At 30.6% G+C, this 12,704-nt stretch carries 8 protein-coding genes; 4 read left to right on the top strand and 4 right to left on the bottom strand.

Annotation, left to right across the window (positions count from 1 at the left end; genetic code table 11):
* Window positions 1-984: 2-isopropylmalate synthase (locus ACTG3S_RS11680; protein ID WP_439129530.1), on the bottom strand; the 984-nt coding region annotated here is incomplete at its 3' end.
* A gap of 132 nt (window positions 985-1,116) precedes the next feature.
* Here ACTG3S_RS11680 and ACTG3S_RS11685 point away from each other — a divergent pair.
* The 4 genes from ACTG3S_RS11685 (at window position 1,117) to thrC (ending at window position 7,788) form a co-directional block, all read left to right on the top strand.
* Window positions 1,117-2,676, top strand: coding sequence for a hypothetical protein (locus tag ACTG3S_RS11685; RefSeq protein ID WP_439129531.1), 1,560 nt, complete (start codon window positions 1,117-1,119; stop codon window positions 2,674-2,676).
* A 310-nt stretch (window positions 2,677-2,986) separates the two neighbouring features.
* On the top strand, window positions 2,987-5,425 hold the full coding sequence (gene thrA / locus ACTG3S_RS11690; RefSeq protein ID WP_439129532.1) for a bifunctional aspartate kinase/homoserine dehydrogenase I: 2,439 nt from the start codon (window positions 2,987-2,989) through the stop codon (window positions 5,423-5,425).
* Between the two features lie 78 nt (window positions 5,426-5,503).
* Window positions 5,504-6,427: a homoserine kinase gene (locus ACTG3S_RS11695; RefSeq protein WP_439129533.1), complete on the top strand. Its 924-nt coding sequence runs from the start codon at window positions 5,504-5,506 to the stop codon at window positions 6,425-6,427.
* 77 nt (window positions 6,428-6,504) lie between these two features.
* Window positions 6,505-7,788, top strand: a complete 1,284-nt coding sequence (gene thrC / locus ACTG3S_RS11700; RefSeq protein ID WP_439129534.1) for a threonine synthase — start codon at window positions 6,505-6,507, stop codon at window positions 7,786-7,788.
* A gap of 345 nt (window positions 7,789-8,133) precedes the next feature.
* Here the strand turns inward: thrC and pdeM are convergent, their stop codons facing one another.
* From pdeM to ACTG3S_RS11715, 3 genes are all read right to left on the bottom strand, one after another.
* Entirely contained in the window at window positions 8,134-8,796 is a 663-nt protein-coding gene (gene pdeM / locus ACTG3S_RS11705; RefSeq protein ID WP_439129535.1) for a ligase-associated DNA damage response endonuclease PdeM, read from the bottom strand.
* Window positions 8,793-11,246: a ligase-associated DNA damage response DEXH box helicase gene (locus tag ACTG3S_RS11710; protein ID WP_439129536.1), complete on the bottom strand. Its 2,454-nt coding sequence runs from the start codon at window positions 11,244-11,246 to the stop codon at window positions 8,793-8,795. Before ACTG3S_RS11710 ends, pdeM begins: the two co-directional genes overlap by 4 nt.
* Before the next feature lie 144 nt (window positions 11,247-11,390).
* Window positions 11,391-12,704: ATP-dependent DNA ligase (locus tag ACTG3S_RS11715; RefSeq protein WP_439129537.1), on the bottom strand; the 1,314-nt coding region annotated here is incomplete at its 5' end.

A 12,704-nucleotide genomic window follows, 5' to 3' on the forward strand; every position in this document is an offset into this window, starting at 1 on the left:
TAAAACAATAGCACTTTCTGTAACACCAACATCTTCAGGATCCATAATTTCGTAGGTTTCTCTGTTTTTAATTACTCCATCTTGATGAATACCAGAACTGTGTGCAAATGCATTTGCACCTACTATAGCTTTGTTTGGCTGCACAGGCATCCCCATACTTTCTCTTACCATAATACTAGTATCATACAAAAGTTTTGTATTGATACTGGTTTCTAGATTTAAATATGGATGTTGTTTCAGCACCATTACAACTTCTTCTAAAGCTGTATTTCCAGCACGTTCGCCAATTCCATTTATTGTACATTCTATTTGACGAGCCCCATTAATAACTCCAGAAATTGAATTGGCAGTTGCCATACCTAAATCGTTATGACAATGACAAGAAAGTATTACATTTTCTATACCTTTTACGTTTTCACGTAAATATTTCATTTTTGCTCCATATTCTTCAGGTAAACAATAGCCAGTTGTATCTGGAATATTTAAAACCGTTGCTCCAACTTTTATTACTTCTTCACATACTTTTGCCAAAAACTCATTGTCTGTTCTACCTGCATCTTCTGCATAAAACTCTACATCTTCTACAAAAGATTTTGCATAAGAAACAGCTTTTACAGCACGTTCTATCACTTTTTCTCTGGTAGAATTAAATTTGAATTTTATATGAGAATCACTAGTACCAATACCTGTATGAATTCTTGGGTGATTTGCAAATTGTAAAGCCTCTGCAGCTACTTTAATATCGTTTTCAACAGCTCTTGTTAAACCACAAACAGTGGCATTTTTTACAATTTTTGCTATTTCAGAAACCGAAGTAAAATCTCCAGGACTAGAAACAGGAAAACCAGCTTCAATTACATTTACACCTAATAAATCTAACCTTTCTGCAATTACTAGTTTTTGTTTTGTATCTAATTTACACCCTGGAACTTGCTCACCATCTCTAAGTGTCGTGTCGAATATTTGTACTTGATTGTCTTGCATAATTTTTCTAAAGATTGTCTTTATTATAAATCAAATATATATCTTGCATTCTAAATTTTTTATAAATTTAGTGATCAATAACGATTTCTAAAACAAATAAACATAATTTAAATATTTGAATAACAATCAATTATGAGTAAAGTCTCTACATCCGCCAATCAACAAAATGATGCTCTTTTTGTACTTATTAAGTCTTTAACTAAGTCAGAAAAAAGGCAATTTAACCTCTATGTGGGTAGATTGGGGGGTAACATTGATGCCAAATTTTTTTCACTTTTCAAATTTTTAGAAAAACTCAAAGTTTACAACGAAAAAGTAATTATTGGAAGTGGTATTGTATCTAAACAACAATTATCTAATTTAAAAGCACATTTATACAAACAAATTTTAATTAGTTTACGCTTAAATCCAGCTCATAAAAATGTTCGTATTCAAATTAGAGAACAGTTAGATTTTGCTACAGTTTTATATCAAAAAGGATTGTACAAACAAAGTTTAAAACTGTTAGAAAAAGCTAAAAATATGGCTTTAGATAACGAAGAAAAAAATATTGCTTACGAAATTGTTGAGTTAGAAAAAGTAATTGAAACACAATACATAACTAGAAGTATTAGCAATAGAGCAGATCAACTTTCTGTACAAGCAAAAGAGCTAAGTCAGCACAATGTTATTGCAAGTAAATTATCAAATTTATCCTTACAATTATATAGTCATTTATTACAAAATGGCTACGTTAAAAATGAAGAAGAATTAACTTTTGTGAATGATTATTTTAGCAACAGAATGCCAAAATATGACTATCAGAAATTAGGTTTTAGAGAGCGATTGTGGTTAAACAAAGCACACTTATGGCATAGTTTTTTAATTCAAGATTTTCTATTAAGCTATAAATATGCTAGAAAATGTGTAGACTTATTTAATTCAAGTAAACTGATAAATTTACACCCCGTTTTTTATTTAAAATCTAAAAATTATTTATTAGAAGCGTCTTTTTTAGTTAAAAACGTATCGACATTTAAAAACGAGCTAGAAAAATTTGAAACCGAAATTGAACAAAAAGAAATCCCTTTAAATACCAATACAGAGTTATTGATTTTTTTGTATTTATACTCCAACAAACTACACTTACATTTTTTAGAAGGTACATTTGAAAAAGGAGAATATTTAGTAGATATTATCAATGCTAAAATAGATAAATATAAAAACAGGTTAGACAACCACTATGTAGTTTTACTATATTATAAAGTAGCCTGTTTGTATTTTGGAATGGGCAAAAACAAATTATGTATTGCCTATTTGCAAAAAATAATTCGTTCTAAAAACTTAAGCACTGCAGAAGATTTGCAATGTTTTGCAAGAATTTTAAATTTAATAGCACATTACGAATGTGGCTTAGATTACGATTTAGAAAGACAATTTTTAGACACTTATAAATTTTTACTTAAAATGGAAAATTTACAAGAGGTACAAAAAGTTTTCTTAACTTCTATAAGAGATTTAAGTGATGTTTTTCCGCATGAAATTAAAAATGAATTCAAAAAAATACATACCAAACTTAAAAAGTTCGAACATCATCCTTACGAAAAACGTGCTTTTTTATATTTAGATATTTTATCTTGGTTAGAAAGCAAAATTCAAAACAAACCTATTGCAACAATTATTAAAGAAAAAACGAAACAAATAGGTAAATAATCATAATTATTAAATTTAAGGTGGTGTTTTTTAAAAAAATCACATTAATTAAGTATTTACCGAAAAAAATCCTTAAGAAATAATTGCGTTTTAAATTTTAATAATACTTTTGCTTTGTGAGTATTTCAAATGTCAACATAAAAACCTTCAAAACTATATCTATAGTGGGTATTTCTATGGGAAATATTACGCGCACTTCTACTACAATCACCCTTTAGGGGTTATTCATTATTATATAAACACAGGGTAAAATTTTTCGATAAGATCGAAAATAAAAATCATAAAACTAATTTTCATTAAGAAATAAAAAATGAAAGTATTAAAATTCGGCGGTTCATCTGTCGCAAATTCAGAAAACATAAAAAAAGTCATTGCCATTGTTGCAAATGCGTCTCAAAAAGAAAAAATTGCAGTAGTAGTTTCTGCTTTTGGTAAAACCACCAACAATCTTTTAGCGGGAGCAAATGAAGCCTTATTAGATATAAAAGTAGCAAAACAAACTTTAGAAAATATCAAAACATTACATCATCAAGTTATTGATGATTTAATTATCAAAAATAAAAAAGAAGTGACTGAAGAAGTTTCTTCTTTATTAAAAAGGCTAACATCAATTTACGAAGGCATTTTTCTATTGCAAGAATTATCTAACAAAACCTTAGCAAAAGTTTCTAGTGTTGGAGAAAGATTATCTTCTTTTATTATTGCAAATGCAGCTGCAGAGAGATTAGATGCAGTACATAAGGAAAGTAGAGATTTGGTAATTACCAATAATAATTACTTAAATGCTCAAGTAAATTTTAAAGTTACCAATCAAAATATTGCAGATTTCTTTGAAGAAAATAAGCATCAAATTACAATTTTAGGTGGTTTTATTTCTTCTAATTTAGATGATGAAACTACTACTTTAGGTAGAGGTGGCTCTGATTTTACAGCGGCTATATATGCGGCGGCTTTAAATGCAAACGAATTACAAATCTGGACAGACGTTGCCGGAATGTATACTGCAAACCCAAGAGTTGTAAAACAGGCATACGCAATTTCAGAAATTTCTTATGAAGAAGCGATGGAATTGTCTCATTTTGGAGCAAAAGTTTTGTATCCACCAACCATACAACCAGCTTTAAGAAAACAAATTCCTATAAGAATTAAAAATACTTTTGAGCCGGAAAACTCGGGTACTTTAATTACTAAAAAACCTAAAAATGGCAACGAAGTAAAAGGAATTTCTCATATAGAAGACATCAGTTTAATTACTTTAGAAGGTGGTGGAATGATTGGAATCCCTGGTTTTTCGAAACGTTTGTTTGAAACACTTTCGTTAGCAAAAATAAATGTGGTTTTTATAACACAAGCCTCTTCTGAACACTCTATTTGTGTAGGTGTTTATGAAAATGATGCTAAAAAAGCGCAAGAACTTTTAGATGAAACATTTAGTATAGAAATTACTAGAAAAAAAATAAAACCTATTATTATAGAAAATGATTTGGCAATTATTGCTGTTGTTGGAGAAAGTATGAAAAACTTTCAGGGTTTAAGTGGACAAATGTTTAGTGCTTTAGGTAAAAATAATGTAAATGTTAGAGCGATTGCACAAGGTTCTTCAGAAAAAAATATCTCTGCAGTAATTAATAAATATGATGCTAAAAAAGCCTTAAACACTTTACATGAACAATTTTTTGAAGAAAAAACAAAACAATTAAACCTATTTGTAACTGGTGTTGGTAATGTTGGTGAACGCTTTTTAGCGCAAATTCATCAACAAAAGAAATTTTTAAAAGAAAACTTAAAACTAAAAATTAGAGTTATTGGTATTTCTAACTCTAGAAAAATGGTTTTTGATAATTCTGGAATCGACCTAAAAAACTGGAAAGAAGCTCTAGAAAATGGCGAACCAACTAGTTTAGAAAATTTTCACAAGAAAGTAAAAGCATCCAATCATAGAAACAGTGTTTTTATAGATAATACAGCAAATCAATCAGTTTCTGAAGTCTATGAAAAATATCTAAGAGACAGTATTTCTGTAGTAACTTGTAATAAAATTGCTTGTGCTTCAAATTTTAAAAACTACAAAACATTAAAAGAGGTTTCTAGAAAATACAATGCAGATTTTTTATTTGAAACCAATGTAGGTGCAGGTTTGCCAATTATAGATACTTTAAAAAACTTGGTGAATTCTGGTGATCAGATTCATAAAATTCAAGCAGTTTTATCTGGCAGTTTAAATTTTGTTTTCAATAATTTTAATAAAAATACTACCTTTCATGATGTGGTTGCACAAGCACAAAAAGAAGGGTTTACAGAACCAGATCCTAAAATTGATTTAAGTGGAGTTGATGTTGCTAGAAAAATTTTAATTTTAGCAAGAGAAAGTGGTTATCAACTAGAACTAGAAGATATTGCAAACAATGCATTTTTACCAAAAGAAAGTTTAGACACAAATAATAATGATGATTTTTATACAACATTAACAAAAAACGAAGCGCATTTTCAGCAAATTTTTAAAGCTGCAAATGATATGGATTGTCGTTTAAAATATGTGGCAGAATTTAACGATGGTAAAGCCAATGTTGGTTTACAACACATTCCATCAGATCATCCTTTTTACAATTTAGAAGGTAGTGATAATATTGTGCTGTTTTTTACAGACAGATATCCAGAAAATCCTTTAATTATAAAAGGTGCTGGTGCTGGTGCAGACGTTACTGCTTCTGGTATTTTTGCAGATGTAATTAGAATTGCTAATAAATAAGTTGGCAGTCTTCAGTTGGCAGTAATCAGTAAAATAACTGACTGCCAACTGAAGACTGTAAACTGCGAACTAAAAAAAATGGATTATTTAAAAATATTTTCGCCAGCAACTGTTGCCAACGTTTCTTGTGGTTTCGATTCTATGGGTTTTGCTGTAGATGCTATTGGTGATGAAATGACATTTACCAAAACCAAAGAAAAAGGAGTTAAAATTACAAATATTACAGGTGCAGATTTAACTTATAATGTTGATAAAAATGCTGCAAGCGCAGTTGTAAAAAAGATTTTATTAGCAGCAAATGCCAATTTCGGAATCGCATTAACCATTCACAAAGGCTTTTCTCCTGGAAGTGGTTTGGGTAGTTCTGCAGCAAGTGCTGCTGGTGCTGCTTTTGGCGCAAATCAACTGTTAGGCAATAAATACTCTGAATTAGAATTAACAAAATTTGCTATGTTTGGTGAAGAAGTTGCTTGTGGTTCTGCAATTGCAGATAATGTAGCTGCAGCTATTTACGGCGGTTTTGTGTTGGTTAGAAGTTACGAACCTTTAGAAATTGTAAAATTACCTGTTCCAAATGAATTGAGAGTTGTAGCAATTCACCCACAAATTGAGGTAAAAACCAAAGACGCTAGAGAAGTTTTACCAACTGAAATCCCTTTAAAAAATGCAATTACACAATGGGCAAATGTAGGCGGTTTGGTTAGTGGTTTGTTTACAAACGATTACAAGTTGATTAGCAATTCTTTAGTAGATTTAGTTGCAGAACCTGCTAGAAAAAGCTTAATTCCACACTTTGATGATGTAAAAAATAGCGCTTTAAAAGCAGGTGCTTTAGGTGCGGGAATTAGTGGTTCTGGTCCAACAATTTACGCACTTTGTAAAGGTGATGAAATTGCAGAAAAGGTTTACAAAGCTATAAAAAATACGTATAATAAAACAGCTATAGACTTTACAATGTTTACTTCTAAAGTAAATGCTGAAGGAATGAAAATATTAAAATAGTTATTGGTTGTTAGTTGATGGTTGTCGGTTTATTCCTCCTCCAAAAACTAACAACTAAAAACTAAAAACTAAAAATAATGAACTACTACAGTTTACACCATAAATCGCCAAAAACAACTTTTAAAAATGCAGTTGTACAAGGTTTGGCAAAAGACAGAGGAATTTATTTTCCAGATAACATTACACCGCTTTCTAAAGATTTTATAGAAAATATAGAAAACTATTCGAATCACGAAATTGCTTTTGAAGTAATCCAACAATTTGTGGGTGATGAAATTCCAACAGCAACCTTAAAAGAGATCATTGCAGCAACAGTTTCTTTCGATTTTCCGTTAGTAAATACGGATGAAAATATTGCTTCTTTAGAGTTGTTTCATGGACCAACCATGGCCTTTAAAGATGTTGGCGCAAAATTTATGGCAAAATGCTTAGAGTATTTTAATAAAGATAATGATGATGAAGTTACAGTGTTAGTTGCGACTTCTGGTGACACTGGTGGTGCAGTTGCCAACGGATTTTTAGGTGCAAAAGGCGTAAATGTGGTTATTTTATATCCTTCAGGAAAAGTAAGTGATATTCAAGAAAAACAACTAACTACTTTAGGGCAAAATATTACAGCATTAGAAGTAGATGGTGTTTTTGATGATTGCCAAGAAATGGTAAAAACCGCTTTTTTAGATGAAGAAATTAAAAAGACCTTAACCTCTGCAAACTCCATTAATGTTGCACGCTGGTTGCCACAAATGTTCTATTTTTTCTTTGCTTACAAACAATTAAAATCAAAAAACAAAGAGTTGGTTTTTTCTGTACCAAGTGGAAATTTCGGGAATATTTGTGCAGGAATTATGGCGCAAAAATTAGGTTTACCTGTTAAACATTTTGTAGCTGCCACCAATATAAATGATACCGTACCTAATTATTTATTAGAAGGAAAATACAACCCAAAACCATCTAAAGCCACTATTTCTAATGCAATGGATGTTGGAAACCCAAGTAATTTTATTAGAATTCAAGAATTGTATAACAACGATTTTGAAACTTTAAAAAAACACTTTTCTTCTTTTAGTTTTACAGATGATGCTACTCGTGAAAAGATGAATGAAATTTATACAAGATCTGGTTATGTAGCAGATCCTCATGGAGCAGTTGGCTATTTAGGTCTAGAAAAATACGGTTTGCAAGAAAACGAATTTGGGGTATTTTTAGAAACTGCGCATCCTGTGAAGTTTTTAGATGTTGTAGAAGGAACATTGCCCGTAAAAGTAGAAATACCTGAACAAATACAAAAAGTAATTAATAATAAGAAAGTTGCCATTAAGGCAAGTTCTTATGAAGATTTAAAGGCTTTTTTGATGAAATAGTCATTTTTGTCATTTCGGGTGAAACTAAGTGAAATCGAGAAACCTTATTTTAAAAGAGATTTCTCTATAAAGTTGAAATGAGATACAGACTTATATTTTCTGACCCTTCAGGTTTTAAAAACCTGAAGGGTCTTTTACTTTTGTTTCTAAAAAAACCTAGAACTTTAATAATGTCATAGGTTTTTTAATAGGTTTAGCCGTGATTGAAGTGGAAATCCTTTTTTTGAGGTAAATTGAAAAACAATAAACTGATTTTTATAAGAAAATAACTTAAGAAACTTTTTGTTCTTTTATTTGAAACGAAAAAAGATTGTAACGTAAAGCGCGATTAGCTTCTAAAAAAAATTAAACCTCAAATATACCATCTTCTGTAAACGCAAAATTTTTACATTTTGGTAAACTTTGTCTCGTATTTAAGCCTGTAAACAAACTAAATGCAGGTAAAATCAACTGATTTTCAGATATTTGAAAGCATGGTAGCTTAATGCGTTGTTTTCCTTTTCCTTTGATAAAAACCCCTGGATGAATGTGGCCTGAAATGATAAAAGAATCTATTTGTGGCTCGATGGAATCATGCACAAATGTTAAAGAATTAATGGTTAATTCTGATGCAAAAACTTCGATATTGAATTGCTCATAAATAGAATTACTTAGTCGATCATGATTGCCTTTAATTAGTTGTAATTTTAAATTTTTAAATTGATTTAGCCAGTTTTTAAATTCGTCTAAATCTGTATTGTATGCAGCATGAAACAAATCGCCAACAATAATTAATTTTACTGCTTTAAAATGATGAATGAGTTGTTTTAAACGCTCTAAATCTGTAGTTAAAACATTTTTAGGAATAGGAATTCCGCTTTTTTGAAAATGTGCAGCTTTACCAATATGCAAATCGCTTAAAATGAGACTTTTTTGTGCTTCCCAAAAAATAACTCTTTGATTTGTAATCTCTAAAACAGCATCTTTACAGATAATTTTTTTAGAAATTATAGCCATTGTATTGATCATTTTAAGTCTTTTAAAGCTTGTTTTTGGATACGTTCTATACGTTTACTCAAATCTTCGTTACTCATGGTTCCTCTTAAACTATCTACTTTTAATGGAAAGCTTAAAGGTGTAAAATTACTGGCATTTTTCAAAATAATTTTACTCTCAGAAATGCGTTTAAAAGCGGCTTGCAAACGTACTTTTTCTAACTCGTAATCAAACACTTCATTATAAGCTTGTTTTAGTAGTAAATTATTGGGCTCAAAATCTTCTAAAACCCTAAATATTAAGCCGGAAGAAGATTGTAAACTTTTATTGGTTTTTTTATTTCCTGGTTGGGTTTGTATTACCAAACCAGCAACCACAGCTATATCTCTAAATTTTCTAGAAGCCATTTCACTTGCATTAATGCTTGCAGTAACATCTTCTATTAAATGTTCTTTAGAAAATATATTGCTGATATTATCTTTATTTAGTGGGATTTCTTGGTCGCTCAACAACTCAAAACCATAATCGTTCATGGCAATTGTAAAAGTTCTCTTTGCAATTTGGCTAATTCTATAGGCAATTAAAGATGCCATAATTTCGTGTACCAATCTACCTTCGAACGGGTATGCAAATAAATGAAAACCTTCTTTGGTTTCTATCAATTCTACTAAAAATTCGTCGTGTTTTGGAATGTGGGAATTTATATGTTGATTTTTTAAAAGCGGATGCAAAAATTTTAATTCTTTTTCTCTGTTATTTGGGGTTAATGCATCACTTAATTTTAGCCTTAAAAAATGCGTTAAATAAGAAGTTAATGGCAATCTACCTCCCATCCAACTTGGTGTAATGGCTTTCTTTTTTTTACTGCGTTTTACCAAGACTTTCATGTCTTTTATTTGTTTCATTTCCAGAACTCTTCCTCCTAAAATAAATGCATCACCTTTTTTTAATTTCGACACGAAATACTCTTCAATCATACCAATATATCCACCAGAAAAAAACTTTACCATCAACATGGCTTCACTTACAATTACACCAATATTCATTCTGTGCATCATAGCTATTCTTCTACTTTTTACGCGATAAAAACCATCATCATCTAATACCACTTTATGGAATTCTTCATAAGCATTCAAAGTGTTTCCACCTTTGGTGATAAAGTGAATACACCAATTAAATTCTTCTTTCGTTAAATAATGAAAAGCATGAATTTCTTTAACTAATTGATAGGTTTCTTCTAGTTTAAAACCCTCACCCACAGCTAATGTTACTAAAAATTGCACTAAAACATCGTAGGTTAAAACAAACGGATTTCTAGTTTCTATTTCGTTTTGTTTTACAGCTTCTTTTACGGCTGCCACTTCTATTAATTGAAGTGAATGTGTAGGAACTGCATAAATTTTAGAACGCTCGAAAGGCGAATGCCCACTTCTTCCTGCACGTTGCATAAAACGCGCAATTCCTTTGGCAGAACCAATTTGAATGACACAATCTACGGGTTTAAAATCGACTCCCAAATCTAAAGACGATGTACAAACGACTGCTTTTAGCATTCCGTTTGAAATGGCATCTTCTATAAAATTACGTTGTTTTTTGTCTATAGAACCATGATGTATGGCAATTTGTCCAATTAAATCAGGTTCCTCTTCAATGATAATTTGATACCACAATTCACTTTGATTTCTAGTATTTGTAAAAATTAAAGTGGTGGTATTTTCATAAATAATAGGAATAATTTTAGAGCTCATGGTTTTACCCAAATGACCTGCCCAAGACAACTCTTCTACTTGATCTGGCAACAAAGAAACAATGTCTATTTTTTTCTTTTCTTTGGCACGAATCATGGTGGTTTTTACATCATAAGGTATCAACACATTTTTGGCTTCTTCTAAATTGCCAATGGTAGCTGTAATAGCCCAAATAATGGTTTTTGGTGATAAATTTCTGATTCTAGCAATGGCCAATTCCGTAAGTACACCACGTTTTGAACCTAACAATTCGTGCCACTCATCTACAGCTACACAATTTACATCTTTAAACCAACGCGAATTTCTTTTTTGAGAAAATAACAGATGTAAAGTTTCAGGAGTGGTTAACAAAACGTCTGGCATTGCACGTTCTTGTTTTCTGCGGATATTGGTGGGTGTATCTCCATTTCTAACCGCTATTTCCCAATCTAATCCAATTTCTTCAACAGCTGTACTCATCGCTTTTGCTAGATCTTTAGCGAGAGAACGCAAAGGGCTAATCCAAATAAGTTTTAAACCATTTTTATAATTTTCTGGATGATTTAAATAATCAATGATCACCGCTAAAAAGACAGAAAATGTTTTTCCAAAACCTGTTGGTGCTACCACCATTCCACTAAAATTATTTGCATAACGTTCCCAAGTTTGGTACTGAAAACTAAAAGGTGTATGTCCTTTTTCTTCCATCCAATTTTGAATGATTTGATAGCCTTGGGTTTGTTTGAAGTTGCTCAACTTTATAATTCAGAGTTTAAAATTTTGAGTTCAAAGTTAGAATATCAAAATAAAATTTTTATTAATTTATAGACTTGGTATTTTTTAAAATATTTAATAATCGTTCTTTTTTCAACTTTAAATTTGAAATATTAAACTTTAAACTTAATTTTCAATAAGCGCTTTTAAAGATTCTATAGTATCAATATCTTTTACGGTTTTGTCTTTTCGCCAACGTTTTATTCTTGGAAAACGCAAAGCTACGCCACTTTTATGTCTTTTGCTGTAGGCAATACCTTCAAAAGCAATTTCGAAAACCAATTCTGGTTTTACAGTTCTTACTGGTCCAAATTTTTCAATTGCATTTTTATTAACCCACTTAGAAATTTCTGTAATTTCCTTATCTGTTAAGCCAGAATATGCTTTGGCAACTGTAACCAATTTGTCTTCGTGTTGAACTGCAAAAGTATAATCTGTATATTTAGAACTACGTCTTCCACTTCCTTTTTGAGCGTAAATCATTACTACATCAATCGTTAGTGGATCAACTTTCCATTTCCACCAATCTCCTTTTTTTCTTCCAACATGATAGATAGATGCTTTGTTTTTAAGCATCAATCCTTCAGAATTAAAACTTCTTGCTTGGTTTCTTAAGACATCTAATTCGTTCCATTTTTTAAAATTGATGACTTCTGATAGTTTTAAAATATCACTGGTATTTTGCTGAAATAATTCTTCTAATTTCGAACGTCTATTTTTCATAGAAAACGTTCTTAAATCTACTTCGTTGAGTTCTAAAATATCATAAACATAGAATCCAACAGGCACTTCTTCTAATAATTTTTTGGTAACGTTTTTACGATTCAAACGTTTTTGTAAATCGTTAAAAAGTAATACAGCACTGTCTTTTATGGCTAAAATTTCTCCATCAATTACAAAATCGTCTTGAAATTGAGAAATAGCTGCAACCAATTCTGGAAATTGTTGTGTAACCAATTCTTCTCCTCTAGACCAAATAAAAACCTCATCTTTTCTTTTAATGATTTGCCCACGTATTCCATCCCATTTATACTCTACTTGCCAATTGTTTTCGTTACCTAAATCTGTTAAATCTTTTTCTAAAGCATACGCCAAACAAAAAGGATAAGGTTTTGATTTGTCGTAATTAATGTGTTCGCCATTAAGCAAATCATCAAAAGTGATAGAATTTGGCGTCCAATTCCCAATAATACTATGCATCAGTTGATTGGCATCTATACCTGATAATTTTGCCAACGCATTTACCAACGTTTTTTTAGAAACCCCAATTCTAAAGCTACCACCAATTAATTTATTAAAAATAAGTCTTTCTTGAGCCTCTAAACCATTCCAAGCTTCTAAAACATAGTCTTTTTTTTCTTCGTCAGTTTTTTGTTTCAGGTTTATGAGTTCATCAACCCAAACATGCAAAGGTTTTTCTATTTTATTTGTTGGGTTTGG

This window comes from Polaribacter sp. (genome assembly GCF_965656025.1).
In the GTDB taxonomy this organism is placed as follows: domain Bacteria; phylum Bacteroidota; class Bacteroidia; order Flavobacteriales; family Flavobacteriaceae; genus Polaribacter.